This window comes from Exiguobacterium sp. BG5(2022), assembly GCF_031844365.1.
Taxonomy (GTDB): domain Bacteria; phylum Bacillota; class Bacilli; order Exiguobacteriales; family Exiguobacteriaceae; genus Exiguobacterium; species Exiguobacterium profundum.
The window spans coordinates 415,011-429,296 of the sequence record NZ_JAUZVB010000001.1; the positions used below are offsets into that span (position 1 = coordinate 415,011).

Consider the following 14,286-nt stretch of genomic DNA (forward strand, 5'->3'; position numbering starts at 1 on the left):
ATGCCAAAACGACCAGATATTCAGAAAATCCTCGTAATTGGATCAGGACCGATTGTAATCGGACAAGCAGCGGAGTTTGATTATGCTGGTACACAGGCATGTCTTGCCTTGAAAGAAGAAGGCTACGAAGTCATCCTCGTCAACTCGAATCCGGCCACCATCATGACAGATCCGACGACGGCGGACCGTGTCTATATCGAACCGCTCGAACCAGAATTCGTCGAGCGAATCATCCGGCAGGAACGTCCGGATGCACTCCTTGCCACGCTTGGCGGGCAGACGGGTTTGAACTTGGCTTTTGAACTCGACAAACGGGGCGTCTTGCGGGATTGTGGCGTGGAACTTCTTGGAACAAAATTGTCTGCGATCGTTCAGGCGGAGGACCGGGAACAGTTCCGTAACTTGATGTTCGAACTCGGTCACGGTGTACCTGAAAGTGAGATTGTCCATACGCTCGAGTCTGCCTGGGGATTTGCGGAACGGATCGGATACCCGATCATCATCCGACCTGCGTACACGCTCGGGGGAACTGGTGGCGGGATTGCCCATGACCGGGAATCGTTCGAGCAAATCGTTGAATCTGGATTAAAGGCGAGTCCTGTTACGCAAGTCTTGTTGGAGAAATCGATTGCCGGGATGAAAGAAGTCGAGTTCGAGGTCATGCGTGACTCGAGTGACCAAGCCATCATCGTCTGTGCGATGGAAAACTTTGACCCGGTTGGAGTCCACACCGGTGACTCGATCGTATTCGCCCCTACGCAGACGCTATCAGATCGGGATTATCAGATGTTACGCAGCGTCTCGCTCGATATCATTCGGGCACTCGGTATTGAGGGTGGGTGTAACATCCAATTCGCACTCGACCCAGACAGTTTCACGTACTATGTCATCGAAGTGAATCCACGTGTTTCACGGAGCTCAGCGCTCGCATCAAAAGCGACAGGCTATCCGATTGCCAAGCTTGCTGCGAAAGTCGCTGTCGGTTACAAGTTGTCAGAACTAAAAAACCCGGTCACAGAGACGAGCTACGCCTCGTTCGAACCGGCGCTCGATTACGTCGTCGCTAAAATCCCACGCTTCGCCTTCGATAAGTTTGAGTCCGCGGATCGCCGCTTAGGCACACAAATGAAGGCAACGGGTGAGGTCATGGCCATCGGTCGGAATTTAGAAGAGGCTCTGCTAAAAGCGGTTCGCTCGCTTGAACTGGGTATGGAAGAACTCCACCTTCCACAACTTCAAGCACTAGACACAGAACAGCTCGAGAATGGACTCATTCATCCGACAGACGAGCGTTTGTTCATCGTCTATGAGGCCCTTCGTCGCGGATACACGGTAGAAACGCTACACCAACTGACAAAAATCGATCGATTCTACTTACAGAAATTGAACCGGATCTGGCAGGCAGAGCAACAACTGATCAAGGAGCCGTTGACGTCAGAACGTCTACTGGATGTGAAACGTCTAGGGTTCAGTGATGTGGCAATCGCCCGTATGCTGTCGATGGATACAGAAGCGGTTCGCACGAAACGGAAAGAATGGAGCATTCGTCCCGTCTATAAGATGGTCGATACGTGTGCTGCCGAGTTTGCTTCTGAGACACCATACTTTTATGGGACATATGAAGTGGAGAACGAAGCGGTGAAGACAGACCGGGAGTCCATCCTCGTCCTTGGATCAGGTCCGATTCGAATCGGACAAGGTGTCGAGTTCGACTATGCGACCGTTCACTCAATCGAAACGATTCGAGATGCAGGATATGAAGCCATCATCATCAACAACAACCCAGAAACGGTCTCGACAGACTTCTCCATCTCCGATCGATTGTACTTCGAACCGTTGACGACAGAAGACGTATTAGAGGTCATCGAGAACGAAAACCCGCTAGGTGTCATCGTCCAATTCGGTGGACAGACTGCCATTAACTTGGCGGCATCGTTAGAAGCGAACGGCGTGAAAATTCTTGGGACGACGCTGGAAGATATCGACCGTGCCGAAGACCGAAAGGCGTTCGAAGCCACATTGTCAGCGGAACGATTGGCTCAACCACCAGGAAAGACTGCGACAAACGTGGAAGAGGCTGTCACATGTGCGAATGAGCTCGGCTATCCGGTACTCGTTCGACCATCGTACGTCCTCGGTGGACGGGCGATGGAAATCGTGTATGAACAGTCAGAGCTCGAGCGGTACATGCGACATGCGGTCATCGCCTCGAAAGATCGACCGGTTCTCATCGATCGCTACTTGACAGGAATTGAGATTGAAGTCGATGCCATCTGTGACGGGACGGACGTCTACATCCCAGGGATCATGGAGCATATCGAACGTGCCGGCGTACACTCAGGCGATTCCATTGCCGTCTATCCGCCTCAACGACTCAGTGAAGAACTGAAACAAAAAGTCGTCGATTATACAATCAAGTTAGCGAAAGCGTTCCGCATCAAAGGCCTTCTCAACATCCAGTTTGTCTATGCGGATGACCTGTATGTGATCGAGGTAAACCCACGTGCGAGTCGGACGGTCCCATTCATCTCGAAAGTAACGGGGTTACCGGTCGCACGGATTGCAACACAAACGATTCTTGGGACGAGTTTAAAAGAACTAGGTCTTGGGACAGGCATTCATCCTGAGTCGGACAGTATTTCGGTCAAAGTACCGGTCTTCTCGTTCGCGAAATTGAAAGAGGTAGACCCATCGCTCGGTCCCGAGATGAAGTCGACAGGAGAGGTCATGGCGACAGACCGGACGCTCGAAAAAGCGCTCTATAAAGGGCTCGTTGCAGCAGGGATGAACATCGCCTTGAAAGGGAACGTGCTCATGACGATTGCCGACCATGACAAAGACGAGGCCATCGCCTTGGCGAAACGATTTGACCGCCTCGGTTTCCGCCTCATGGCAACGAGTGGGACGGCTGATAGTCTTGAAGTGGAACAGATGCGTGTTCGTCGAGTCGGGAAAATTCAAGAAGACGGTGAGACGATGCTCAGTGTGATCGAGCGGGGAGACGTCGACTTGATCATCAATACGACGAGCCGCGACGCACTCGTCACGAAAGACGGGTTCTTGATTCGAAGAACGGCCGCCGAACAGGGCACGCTTTGCCTGACCTCGCTCGATACGGTCGAAGCCTTGTTACAAGTCATTGAAAGCCTGTCGTTCCAGACGGTCAGCATCCCGGCATTCACAACGTTCGGGGTGATGGTATGAGACATGACGTGACGATTGTGAGCAACCGGCAAATCGCCAAAGCGACGATGGAAATGAAAGTACGTTGCCCTGGGGTGGAGGTCGCCCCTGGGACATTCTTTCACATCAAGACGTCCGGTCTGTTACGTCGGCCGTTATCGGTGGCGAACGTCGAGGGGGACGAAATCACCTTCTTATACAAAGTGATTGGGGAAGGGACAACTGAGCTGGCAGGGAAACGAGTGGGGGACACGCTAGACGTCCTTGGTCCGCTCGGGAACGGTTTTCCACTGGCGCAACATGGAAAGCGAGTCGTCCTGGTCGGAGGTGGGATTGGGGTCCCACCGCTTTACTACGTCAGACGTCGACTACATGAGATGGGGATTGAAACGATTGCAATTCTCGGGTTTGATTCAAAAGAAAGCGTCTTTTATGAAGAAGCCTTTCGTGAACTTGGTGAGACGATCATCACGACAGTAGACGGTACTCACGGGGAGCTTGGCTTCGTCACTGGCCCCCTCGCACGCATCCAAGCCGATGTGTTGTTCAGTTGTGGTCCGGAAGCGATGTTAAAAGCAGTCGCCGCTTCACCAATTCCTGAACGATATCTCTCGATCGAGAATCGGATGGGTTGTGGCATAGGTGCTTGTTTTGCCTGTGTCTGTCAAGCGCCGGACGGCTATGTGAAAGTCTGTAGTGACGGTCCGGTATTCAATGCGGAAGAGGTGCTGTTATGAGATTGAATGTCGAGTTACCAGGTCTTCGTTTAAAAAATCCAATCATTCCGGCTTCCGGATGTTTCGGATTTGGGGAGGAATTCGCGAAGTTGTACGACCTCTCGATTTTGGGAGGGATCATGATCAAGGCAGCGACGGAGGAGTCGAGATTCGGTAATCCGACCCCACGTGTTGCCGAAACGGCACAGGGTATGCTCAACGCGATCGGTCTTCAAAATCCGGGAGTCGATGCGATCATCGAAGAAAAGTTACCATTTCTCTCGACGTTCGACACGGAAATCATCGCCAACGTTGCCGGTTCGACGCCAGATGAATACGTGGAAGTCGCCCGTCGAATCAGTGCCGACCCGACGATTAAAGCCATTGAATTGAACATCTCGTGTCCGAACGTGAAATGTGGAGGCATGCAGTTTGGGACGGACCCGGTGATGGCCGCAGAACTTACACGACTCGTCAAAGCGGCTTCAAGTAAGCCGGTCTATGTCAAACTGTCTCCGAACGTCACGTCAATCACCGACATGGCGCGAGCCGTCGAAGCAGCCGGGGCGGACGGCTTGACGATGATCAACACACTCGTAGGGATGCGAATCAATATCGAGACAGGTCGACCGATTTTAGCGAACCAAATCGGTGGGTTATCCGGTCCAGCCATCAAACCGGTAGCGGTCCGGATGGTGTATGAAGTCGCACAAGCGGTCGACATTCCTATCATCGCCATGGGCGGGGTTCGGACGGTCGACGATGTGCTCGAGTTTATTTACGCGGGGGCTTCTGCCGTTGCCGTCGGGACGGCGAACTTTGAAAATCCATACGTCTGTCAGGAAATCATTGAAGCGTTACCGGCACGACTTGATTCACTCGGAATCGAACATATTTTGGATGTGAGGGGGAAGGCCTATGCGCAACTTGTATCTCGCCCTTGACGTTGAAACGCGGGACGAAGCGTTTCATTTGTTAAAACGATTTTCAAACCGACCGGCTGTCAAAGTCGGGATGGAACTCTTTTATCGGGAAGGCGCACGCTTTGTCGAAGAATTGGTCGACGAGGGTTATCCGGTCTTTCTAGATGTGAAAGTACACGATATCCCGGAGACGGCACGCCGTACGATGCGACAAATCGGAAAGCTCGGGGTGGCTGTGACGAATGTCCACACATTAGGCGGCGAAAAGATGATGCGTTATGCGTTAGACGGGTTACGTCAGGCAAACGATACGACTCGATTGATCGGGGTCACACAGTTGACGTCGACAGATGAACGAATGATGCAGACAGAGCTCGGGATTGCTGGACGACTCGATCTAGCCGTTCTCAGACAAGCGACACTTGCGAAGCAGGCAGGACTTGACGGAGTAGTCGCATCCGTTCAAGAAGCGAAAGCGATTCATCAAAAACTAGGGAACACGTTCATGACGGTCACACCTGGCATCCGACTCGGTGCAACCGAGGATGATCAAGTCCGTATCGCGACGCCACAGGAAGCGAGATTGGCGGGCGTTCACTCAATTGTCGTCGGCCGACCGATTACACGTGCGACTGATCCGATGGCCATGTACGACCAATTTATGAAGGAATGGGGACAAATGAATGAAACAAATCGCTGAGGCACTTTTACAGATTGAAGCCGTCACACTATCACCGACTGAGCCGTATACATGGTCGAGCGGATTGAAGAGTCCGATCTACTGCGACAATCGACTCACACTCAGTTATCCGAAAGTGCGTCAAGTCATCGTCGATGGATTGGTGAAGTCAGTGAATCCGACCGATGTCGATGTGATCGCAGGGACGGCCACGGCAGGTATCCCTCACGGGGCATTGCTCGCTGACCGACTCGGGCTTCCATTCATTTATGTCCGTTCGAGTGCAAAAGGGCATGGGAAAGGCAATCAAATTGAAGGAAGACTCGAGGCAGGCGCTAGAGTACTCGTCATCGAGGATTTATTGTCGACCGGGATGTCGAGTATCGATGCGGCGAAGGCGATTCGTCAGGCGGGTGGTGACGTCATTGGGATTCAAGCCATCTTCTCGTACGGATTACCGGTTCTTCAGAAGAATCTAAGCGATGCAGATCTGACGGCAACATCGTTGACAACGTTCTCAGAATTGATTGAAGTGGCAGAGAGTACGGGCGTTCTAAACCGTTCGGAGCTCGATTCGCTTCGCGACTGGCAAGAAGATCCTCGTGCGTGGAGCGACCTCGTCACCTCTTAAGAATCCACCTTCGGGCGGATTCTTTTTCGATTCGGCATATGTCATACTTCATGGTAAAATAACGGAAGTGATTCGAAAAGGAGAGGCATATGGCGTATTCAAGAAGCAAAGAGAAGACATGGAACGCACGATTTCGTGCAATTCCAAAACATCGTAAAGTCGCCTTCGGTCTCGTCTTGATAATCATCCCAGCGCTCTTTTTAGTGAATTTATTTGTGTTCAGCCATTTATTAGCGCTAGGAGACCAGTATGAAGACCGATATCAAATGAAGAAATTGCGACTCGAAACAGACCATGGGAATGTGGAATTCGTTCGTAGTCCAAATGAAAAGGTACAGATTGAAGTGATGCAGACTAATTCGAAAGAACGCCGCATCAAAGTCAAGTCAGTCGGTGATACCATCTACGTCGTCGAGCGATATGGATGGTTCAGCTATTTCGGAAGTCGAGCGAGCGATGAACCGTCGCGCTATAAAATTAAAGTCGCTTTGCCGAGCTCGATGACATCGGTTCATCTGGGAGCGGAGCAGGTGACAGGACAAGGATTAAATGCGAAGACGATTGTTATGGATGTGAATGCCGTCAATTTGAAACAGATTGATAGTGATCGTCTACGGATTGAATCGAAAAGCGATACGACTATCGAATCGGCACGACTTGTGAACGGTGACATTCGCTCTTATCGTCATGCGACCGTCAGCGATGTTGTCGTCAATCAAGCGATGACCATCCAAACGGAAGCTGGGACGCTTAGTTACGCGCCGAAACATGCGACAGGACAAGTGAACGTGACGACGACCGGAAAAGTCTCGAGTAGCGACCGTTACGAAGAAGTCGAACCGGGTGTGTATCAATTGTCGACATCGAATCGACCGGTGGTGGAACTGATTTCTGAGACAGGAAAGGTCGAACTCAAATGAATGGACAACGATACATCCCGAAAATCGGGTTACGTACGTTAAAAACTGGAATTGCCGTCGCCATCACCGTCGCCATCTCGTGGTATATCTTCGGGATTTATTCAGGGATGGGAGCCATCGCAGCAGTTGTGGCGATGCAACCGACCGTCAAGCGATCGTCTAAAATCGTATTCAGTCGCATATTCGGAACGGTCGTCGGTCTTATGTGCGGGCTCTTCATCGTCTATTTGTTCGGTGTCAATCCGCTCTCGATTGGATTAGCCGTCATCGTTTCGCTCACGCTTAACACGACGTTCGATAAAACCCACATGTCGACGTATGCGGCATTTGCCATCGTCATGATGCTCGAAAGTCCTACATCGGACTTCTTCCATTATGCGTGGACCCGTTCTCTATTAACGGCGGTTGGTGTATTCGTTTCACTCGGTGTCAATTACGCGTTCATGCCTCCTCGTTATGAGGACCGGTTATTGAACGAGGTACGTAAGACTTCTTCTTACTTGTTCCATCACTGGCGAGAGCTCGTCGGTTCCCCGGCAGAGCTGCTAGAAACGCGAGCCCGCATCCTTGGCCATCAGGAGCTTCATATGATGCTCCAAGAGGACATGAAAGTGACGAACGTCAAATTGAAATATATGACAATCAAACAATACCGTTTGTTGATTCACCTTGAAGACAAGCTGGTCTTGTTGCTAGAGAGCCTCGCCGAGCATCGAGAAGCTTTCCTGTTGATGAGCGAGGAAGAGCGTCAGGCATTTGAGTCAGAATTTTTATATTTACTAGCGCATCATCACGACATTCTCTATACATGTGACAAGCCCTATTCGCTCTTCAAACTTCCACATGAAGATTTATCCGTTTCAGAAATTTTACACGGGCATTTGCTCGACTATCATGAACAGCTCGAGGCGTTTAAGCATGATCCGAAAATCTGAACTCTATACGTAGAAGACCCGCCATGATCATGACGGGTCTTCATGTTTACGATTGTTTCAATGACTTCATCAATTGCTCATCCGGAGTCACGTAGACGGTCTGTTGATCTGTATAGATGACAAATCCCGGTTTCGCACCGCTCGGTTTTTTCACGAAACGGGCGCGTGTGTAATCGACAGGCACGCCACTTGATGCACGTGCCTTCGAGAAGTAGGCGGCGACTGATGCGGCTTCTAGTAATGTCGTCTCGTCTGGTTCCGTCGAGCGGATAATCACGTGAGACCCAGGAATATCTTTGACATGAAGCCATATCTCATCACGTCGTGCGAACTTGAACGTCAGATGGTCGTTTTGCGTATTGTTCTTCCCGACAAAGAATTCTGTTCCGGTCGAGGACGTGTACGCTTCAAGCGAAATTTTCGGATTTGCTTTTTTCTTTTGACGTTTTTGACGGATGTAGCCTTCTTCTGCAAGCTCCTCGCGAATCTCAAGAAGATCGGACGGGGAAGCGACGTCGAGTTGGGCGATGAGCGTCTCTAAATATTCGATTTCTGCATCGTTCAACTCCATCTGTTTCTTCACTTCGACTTTGGCTACTTTTAGTTTGTTGTATTTCTTATAGTATTGCTGCGCATTCTCATTCGGTGTTTTGAGTGGGTCGAGCGGAATGGAGAGGATTGCACCGTTCTCGTCATAATAATCGACGACTTCGGCGACACGCATCCCTTTCTCGAGTTGGAATAGATACGTCGTCAACAGCTCGCCGTATTTTTGTAACTCATCCGCCCGCTCCGTCGCCTTCATGTCGTCTAAGAGACGACGCTGTTTTAATTGATTCTTTTCGAGTTCTGATTTAAGGAGACGTTCGACATCGTGCGCTTGTTGTCTCACACGGTCACGGTTCGCTTTTTCATAGTAGAAACGGTCGAGCACTTCTTTACTCGATTCATACGTTTCCTCGGTTTCGATGTCCCCGGCTGTCAATGCAATCGGAGCGAATCGTTCTTTACCATTCGCAAGTTGTTGGAAAACGTAGGGACCATCGAGTTGACGAAGGACGTTCTCAAATGCTTGCTGTAAGGAATCTCGATTCGGCGTTTTTGCGAGATGAAGAACTTCCTGTGCGATTTGCGGACTGACACCGGCGAACGTGGAGACTATCTGTTTATCGAGCTTGCCGGCGTTCCAATCGATTCGTTTCAATCCTTCTGTCATCTCGGTCAATGGATCGAACTTATGTTGTTCCGGAGGAAGGAGATAGTCACTACCCGGCATGATGGTCCGATACGTGTTTTGAGAAGGAGGTAGATGCTTGATTGCATCTAATATTTTGCCTTCTTCCGTCGTCAAGACGACGTTCGAGTGGCGCCCCATCAATTCGATGTATACTTTCTTCGATTCTTCATCGCCGAGCTCGTTACGAGAGCGGACCGATATGACGATGACACGGTCCCTTCCGATTTGTTCGACCGCCGTGATGAATCCACCTTCCACATGTTTGCGGAGCATCATGCAAAACATCGGCGGTTCTTGTGGGTTTTTAATCTGTGTATCCGTCAACTGAAGACGGGCATACATCGCGTTTGCTGATATCAAGAGTTGCGCGTTCTGACGATTCGAGCGAATTTGAAGCATCAAATCGAGCGAATACGGTTGATGTACCTTGTTGATTCGCCCTCCGACGAGCGATTGTAATTCTTGTACGACACGATATGTCATTAATCCATCATAAGCCAATGATCTCATCACCTTTGTTCATTTTCTGTCTCTACGTTATCAGAAAAACAGAAAATATGGTACGATGGAGTAGGAAATCCGAACTTCTTCTTGCCGGGACAATTGATTGACTGCTATTATAATTAAATGTGATGTTAGAAGATGGAGGGCTTGCAGTGAATTTTAAAGAACGAGGATTATTAATCGTTTTGTCTGGACCGAGCGGTGTCGGAAAAGGGACCGTTTGCCGTGCTCTTCGCGAGGAAGAGGACAACAACCTTCAATATTCGGTGTCGGCGACGACCCGAAAACCACGTGAAGGGGAAGTTGAAGGAGTGCATTACTTCTTCAAATCGAGAGAAGAGTTCGAACGGATGATCGAACAAAAAGAACTGCTTGAACATGCCGAATTTGTCGGTAACTATTACGGGACGCCTGTAGAGTGGGTGCGTGAAACGCTCGAAAGCGGCCAAGATGTCATTCTTGAAATTGAGGTGCAAGGGGCGTTCCAAGTGAAGGAACTTCTCCCAGAAGCCGTCTTTTTATTCTTGGCACCACCAAGTCTTCAAGAACTTCGCAATCGTCTCATCGGACGAGGCACGGAGTCAGAAGAAGTCATTAAGCAACGCCTGCTCGTCGCGCGTGAAGAAATCGAGTTGATGGACGCCTACGATTATGTCGTCACGAACGACGAGGTCGACAAAGCCATCGATCGAATTAAAGCGATCGTGACAGCCGAGCATTGTAAACGTGAACGTGTTGCGTCACTCTATAAAAAAGCCATGATGGAGGTCATTTAATGTTATACCCTTCGATTGATGCCTTACAACGTACTATCCCGTCAAAATACACGATCGTTACGGTCGCTGCAAAACGGGCGCGTCAGATTCAAGATGGAAAAGCACCGAAAGTCGCCGAGCCAAAATCATATAAGCCGGTCGGTCAAGCGTTAGAAGAACTATTTTCGGGTGATACGACAATCATCGTGAACGAAAAAAACAACGGATGAAGTGTGACCCAAGTCGTTTGCGACTTGGGTCTCATTGTCTATAAGGGGGAGTTTGGGAATGGTGAAGGATCGTACTATTTTATTATGTGTGAGTGGTGGCATCGCCGCCTACAAGGCGTGTGCGCTCACATCGAAATTGGTTCAAGCCGGAGCGAATGTTCGCGTCGCGATGACGAAATCGGCGGAACAATTCGTAGGTCAGACGACCTTCCAGGCGCTCAGTCGCAACCCGGTCTATACGGACGTTTTCGAAGAGCATGACCCGACAAAGATTGCTCATATCGATGTCGTCGACTCGAGCGATTTGATTGTCGTGGCTCCGGCGACGGCAAATACGATCGCAAAATTGGCGAACGGGATTGCGGATGACTTCATTACGACGTCCGTTTTGGCTGCGAAATGCCCGGTCATCATCTCACCGGCGATGAATGTGAACATGCTCGAACATCCTGCCACTCAGCGGAACATCGAGACGTTAAAATCATACGGCTATCAGTTGATTGAACCCGGTGTCGGCAACTTGGCTTGCGGATGGATTGGCGGGGGACGTCTGCCTGAACCGGAAGACTTAGTTCGCATCATCGAAAGCCAATTCGTTCCGAAACTATATCTTGGAAAAGATGTCTTGATCACGGCTGGCCCGACTGTCGAACGCATCGACCCCGTCCGTTACTTATCCAATGATTCGTCAGGGAAAATGGGCGTCGCACTCGCTGAGGTGGCTCGGGACATGGGTGCCCGTGTCACGCTCGTCCACGGGCCGCTCCAAGTTCCTGTCCCGGAAGGCGTGACAGCGGTTCCCGTCAAGTCAAGTGAGGAGATGCTGCGCGAAGTGACAAGCCGTTTTGAGGATTCAGACCTCGTCGTGAAATCAGCGGCAGTTGCGGATTATCGTCCAAAAACGATTCATTCGGAAAAACATAAAAAAGTCCACGGTCCACTTACGATTGAACTTGAAGAAACGACAGACATTTTAAAATCACTCGGTGAGAAGAAGACCCATCAAGTGTTGGTCGGATTTGCTGCTGAGACGGAACGACTCGAGGAGCACGCGGCAGCTAAGCTGAAGCGAAAAAACGTCGATTACCTTGTGGCGAACGATGTGTCTGGCAGTGACGTCGGATTCGGGGCGGACGACAATGAAGTCGTCTTGTTCCAAGCTGACGGGACGTCACTTAGACTTCCGAAACAATCGAAGAAAGCGTTGGCGTTCGAGTTGCTCACACATTTTAAGGAAGCGGTCCAATGATTGCACATGTACATGTCGATGCACCGGTGATCACGATTGACCGTCCGTTTGATTATGAAGTACCTGAACAATTTGAAGCTTTGATTGAACCGGGCATGCGCGTCTCCGTCCCATTCGGCTCACGACGTCTCCTCGGAATCGTTGTTGGTACGTCAGATGGGACGAGGGAAGGATTGAAACCGTTAGAAGCGCTGTTAGATGAGGAATCTTCACTCACTGACGAACTGCTCGCTTTATCCATCCATGTGAAAGAGACGACACTTTGCTTTCGTTCATCCGCCTTGCTTGCGATGCTTCCGGCCGCGCTCAAGGTCAGTTATGACAAAGAAATCAAAGAAGGACAAGTCCCTGATGGGGTCCGTCTCGGAACGCATTTATCGGAGTATCCGAAAGAAGTTCAGTCAGTCATTCTAGGACTCGCTAAAAAAGGGGAGCTGACCTTAGCACCCGTCTTAAAAGAAAAGAAGACCCTTAAGACCGACGTCGTCGTCGAACTCCTCGATGCGACAGTCGTCTCGAAACGTGCGAAAAAACAACTAGAAGCGGTCCGCCAACTTGAGGAGACCCCACGCATGTATTGGTCGGCACTTCGCCAAATTGGGCTGACTCGCCCACAACTGCAGAAACTTGCGGAACTCGGAGCGGTTCGATTGACCGAGGTCGAGTTGAATCGTGACCCGTACGCGACAATCGAGCAAGTCGAGGAATCGGTTCAATTGAACGACAGTCAAGCCAACGCGGTTCGGGCCATTCATGAGGCTGACGCGGGTGAGACGTTACTCGTCCACGGTGTGACGGGAAGCGGGAAGACCGAAGTCTATTTAGAGTCAATCGGACAAGTCATCGATGAAGGGAAACAAGCCATCTTACTCGTTCCCGAAATCAGTTTGACTCCGATGATGGTCAAACGCTTCAAACGTCGTTTCGGCGATCGGGTCGCCGTGCTGCATAGCGCTCTGTCTAAAGGTGAGAAGTACGACGAGTGGCGTAAGATTAAACGAAATGAAGTCGACGTCGTCGTTGGTGCCCGTTCTGCAATCTTTGCCCCGCTCGACCGACTCGGTCTCATCATCTTAGATGAAGAGCACGAGACGACGTACAAGCAAGAGGAAAATCCTCGTTATCATGCGCGCGATGTTGCCATCTGGCGGTCCCGCTATCATGGGTGTCCCGTCGTGTTGGGCAGTGCGACCCCTTCACTTGAATCGTATGCTCGGGCACAAAAAGGCGTCTATCACTATTTGCATTTGAAAGAACGGTATGGTGGAGAGATGCCACCGGTCCACATTATCGATATGCGCCGTGAATTGGCGAAAGGCAATACGACGATGTTCTCGAAAGAATTGTTCCAAGGGATTCTCGACCGGATCGAGAAAAAAGAGCAGTGCGTCATTTTATTGAACCGTCGTGGATTCACGACGTTCGTCATGTGCCGGGACTGCGGGGAAGGCATGACATGTCCGCATTGTGCCGTCAATTTGACATATCATCAATATGGAGATCGGTTGAAGTGTCACTACTGCGGTTACGAGGTCGGTATGCCTTCGACGTGTCCATCCTGCAATAGTAAGAAAATCAAACAGTTCGGGTCGGGCACACAAAAAATCGAGACGGAACTGTTGAACCGGATTCCAGAAGCGCGCATCATCCGAATGGACCAGGATACGACGTCTCGAAAAGGTTCACATGAGCAGTTGTTGCGTCGTTTCGAAGAAGGGGAGGCCGACATCTTACTTGGCACGCAGATGATTGCCAAGGGGCTCGACTTCCCAAACGTCACCCTCGTCGGGGTACTCGCGGCGGATGCGACACTCGGGATGCCTGACTTTCGGGCGACCGAACGCACCTTCCAACTTGTCACGCAAGTGGCAGGAAGAGCCGGGCGCGGAAAACTTCCGGGTGAGGCGTTCGTCCAAACGTATAACCCGGACCATTATGTGATCGAGACTGCGAGTGAACATGATTATGAGACATTTTTCGACAAAGAGATGGGACTCAGACAAGTCGGAAATCATCCTCCTTACTGGTTTTTAACGCTCGTCACGTTTTCGGCGGAAAATCCCCTTGTCGCCAAGGCCGAGGCAGAATTGTTCGCATCAGACTTTTTACAAGCGCACGTGGAGAATAGTCGCTTGAATGGACCGATGCCGGCACCGTTATCGAAATTGAAGAACGCCTATCGTTATCAAGTATTCATTAAAACAAAACAACCCGAAGCACTCTATGTGGAGCTGGCACGATTACAGCAAGCGAGAGCCAAAGCAATCAGCAAGAAAGAATATCAAATGAGTATCGATGTGAACCCATACGTATTCATGTGAGGT

The 14,286-nt window shown here is 50.4% G+C and carries 12 protein-coding genes; 11 read left to right on the forward strand and 1 reads right to left on the reverse strand.

Going from position 1 to position 14,286, the window contains the following annotated elements:
* The 7 genes from carB (at position 1) to Q9R25_RS02160 (ending at position 7,987) form a co-directional block, all read left to right on the forward strand.
* Entirely contained in the window at positions 1-3,204 is a 3,204-nt protein-coding gene (carB, locus tag Q9R25_RS02130) for a carbamoyl-phosphate synthase large subunit (protein ID WP_159562063.1), read from the forward strand.
* Positions 3,201-3,920, forward strand: coding sequence for a dihydroorotate dehydrogenase electron transfer subunit (locus tag Q9R25_RS02135; protein WP_215244060.1), 720 nt, complete (start codon positions 3,201-3,203; stop codon positions 3,918-3,920). The genes carB and Q9R25_RS02135 overlap by 4 nt, the downstream gene beginning before the upstream one ends.
* Positions 3,917-4,843 (forward strand): dihydroorotate dehydrogenase, encoded by a 927-nt coding sequence (locus Q9R25_RS02140; protein ID WP_214691076.1) that lies wholly within the window; start codon positions 3,917-3,919, stop codon positions 4,841-4,843. Before Q9R25_RS02135 ends, Q9R25_RS02140 begins: the two co-directional genes overlap by 4 nt.
* Positions 4,818-5,522 carry an orotidine-5'-phosphate decarboxylase gene (pyrF, locus tag Q9R25_RS02145; protein WP_215244059.1) on the forward strand — a complete coding sequence of 235 codons (705 nt, stop codon included), beginning with the start codon at positions 4,818-4,820 and terminating at the stop codon, positions 5,520-5,522. The genes Q9R25_RS02140 and pyrF overlap by 26 nt, the downstream gene beginning before the upstream one ends.
* Positions 5,506-6,132 carry an orotate phosphoribosyltransferase gene (gene pyrE, locus Q9R25_RS02150; protein ID WP_214691074.1) on the forward strand — a complete coding sequence of 209 codons (627 nt, stop codon included), beginning with the start codon at positions 5,506-5,508 and terminating at the stop codon, positions 6,130-6,132. The genes pyrF and pyrE overlap by 17 nt, the downstream gene beginning before the upstream one ends.
* A gap of 89 nt (positions 6,133-6,221) precedes the next feature.
* Positions 6,222-7,052 carry a hypothetical protein gene (locus tag Q9R25_RS02155; protein ID WP_074037301.1) on the forward strand — a complete coding sequence of 277 codons (831 nt, stop codon included), beginning with the start codon at positions 6,222-6,224 and terminating at the stop codon, positions 7,050-7,052.
* Positions 7,049-7,987: an FUSC family protein gene (locus Q9R25_RS02160; protein ID WP_074037299.1), complete on the forward strand. Its 939-nt coding sequence runs from the start codon at positions 7,049-7,051 to the stop codon at positions 7,985-7,987. Before Q9R25_RS02155 ends, Q9R25_RS02160 begins: the two co-directional genes overlap by 4 nt.
* A gap of 46 nt (positions 7,988-8,033) precedes the next feature.
* Here Q9R25_RS02160 and Q9R25_RS02165 read toward each other — a convergent pair whose 3' ends face one another.
* Positions 8,034-9,725 (reverse strand): Rqc2 family fibronectin-binding protein, encoded by a 1,692-nt coding sequence (locus Q9R25_RS02165; protein ID WP_311282747.1) that lies wholly within the window; start codon positions 9,723-9,725, stop codon positions 8,034-8,036.
* A 131-nt stretch (positions 9,726-9,856) separates the two neighbouring features.
* Here Q9R25_RS02165 and gmk point away from each other — a divergent pair, with 131 nt between their 5' ends.
* From gmk to priA, 4 genes are read left to right on the forward strand one after another with little or no spacing between them, the layout of a single operon-like run.
* A complete protein-coding gene (gmk, locus tag Q9R25_RS02170) occupies positions 9,857-10,504 on the forward strand; it encodes a guanylate kinase (protein ID WP_031421596.1) in 648 nt (215 codons plus the stop codon).
* Complete coding sequence (rpoZ, locus tag Q9R25_RS02175; RefSeq protein WP_015881337.1) at positions 10,504-10,713, forward strand: DNA-directed RNA polymerase subunit omega; 210 nt, start codon at positions 10,504-10,506, stop codon at positions 10,711-10,713. The genes gmk and rpoZ overlap by 1 nt, the downstream gene beginning before the upstream one ends.
* 58 nt (positions 10,714-10,771) lie before the next feature.
* Entirely contained in the window at positions 10,772-11,962 is a 1,191-nt protein-coding gene (gene coaBC / locus Q9R25_RS02180; RefSeq protein ID WP_269318078.1) for a bifunctional phosphopantothenoylcysteine decarboxylase/phosphopantothenate--cysteine ligase CoaBC, read from the forward strand.
* A complete protein-coding gene (gene priA, locus Q9R25_RS02185) occupies positions 11,959-14,283 on the forward strand; it encodes a primosomal protein N' (protein ID WP_311282748.1) in 2,325 nt (774 codons plus the stop codon). Before coaBC ends, priA begins: the two co-directional genes overlap by 4 nt.
* Positions 14,284-14,286 lie beyond the last annotated feature (3 nt).

What these genes read in the sequence shown, in the direction of transcription:
- carB (WP_159562063.1), top strand. Translation starts at nt 1, where the DNA reads ATGCCAAAACGACCAGATATTCAGAAAATCCTCGTAATTGGATCAGGA.
- Q9R25_RS02135 (WP_215244060.1), top strand. Translation starts at nt 3,201, where the DNA reads ATGAGACATGACGTGACGATTGTGAGCAACCGGCAAATCGCCAAAGCG.
- Q9R25_RS02140 (WP_214691076.1), top strand. Translation starts at nt 3,917, where the DNA reads ATGAGATTGAATGTCGAGTTACCAGGTCTTCGTTTAAAAAATCCAATC.
- pyrF (WP_215244059.1), top strand. Translation starts at nt 4,818, where the DNA reads ATGCGCAACTTGTATCTCGCCCTTGACGTTGAAACGCGGGACGAAGCG.
- pyrE (WP_214691074.1), top strand. Translation starts at nt 5,506, where the DNA reads ATGAAACAAATCGCTGAGGCACTTTTACAGATTGAAGCCGTCACACTA.
- Q9R25_RS02155 (WP_074037301.1), top strand. Translation starts at nt 6,222, where the DNA reads ATGGCGTATTCAAGAAGCAAAGAGAAGACATGGAACGCACGATTTCGT.
- Q9R25_RS02160 (WP_074037299.1), top strand. Translation starts at nt 7,049, where the DNA reads ATGAATGGACAACGATACATCCCGAAAATCGGGTTACGTACGTTAAAA.
- gmk (WP_031421596.1), top strand. Translation starts at nt 9,857, where the DNA reads ATGTTAGAAGATGGAGGGCTTGCAGTGAATTTTAAAGAACGAGGATTA.
- rpoZ (WP_015881337.1), top strand. Translation starts at nt 10,504, where the DNA reads ATGTTATACCCTTCGATTGATGCCTTACAACGTACTATCCCGTCAAAA.
- coaBC (WP_269318078.1), top strand. Translation starts at nt 10,772, where the DNA reads ATGGTGAAGGATCGTACTATTTTATTATGTGTGAGTGGTGGCATCGCC.
- priA (WP_311282748.1), top strand. Translation starts at nt 11,959, where the DNA reads ATGATTGCACATGTACATGTCGATGCACCGGTGATCACGATTGACCGT.